At 60.6% G+C, this 508-nt stretch carries 1 protein-coding gene; it reads right to left on the bottom strand.

The window, feature by feature from the left end; translation table 11 throughout:
• The coding region (locus tag AC1DU6_RS35960) for a PAS domain S-box protein (protein WP_477863457.1) at positions 1-187 on the bottom strand (187 nt) is incomplete at its 3' end.
• Between the last annotated feature and the right edge of the window lie 321 nt (positions 188-508).

The raw sequence follows: 508 nt of genomic DNA, 5'->3' as shown, positions 1-508 counted from the left end.
CGAGGACACTGATCTGTCGACCGATGACTTCGTCGCGGTGATATCCCCACATCCGCTCGGCCGCGGCATTGAAGTGTCGGATCTGGCTGTCGACACCCGTGATCACGACAGCATCGACCGCCTGCTCGAACGCCGAGAACAGCGCCTTCGCGGCTTCACTGGGCTGGCCAACGGGACTTGTAGGCATGAAACGACCTTCGATCGCGGGAGCCGCGTGAGCACGACGACGGCTGTCTTCGTTACAACGGCAATGTCATTCGCAGGTACGAGTGTATTTGAACTCCAGTAGCTAAGAAGTTTGCTCGATCTCATCTCGAGGGGCCGGAATGCCGGATGTCGTTAACACCACGTTAACGACAGTCGTCGACTTCTCGGGATTACATGGCCGCAAGCGCACCCGGCCGTATGTCCTGTTGCGAAGCTTCGGCCCGGCGCTCGTCGACCAGCGCCGCCCAGCGTTCGGCATGGCGGGCCACCAGCCAGGCTTCGAGATCGAACGCGGACAATG

The sequence above is a fragment of the Roseateles sp. P5_B10 genome, assembly GCF_056400485.1.
This window is presented reverse-complemented; position numbering and strand designations above follow the sequence as displayed.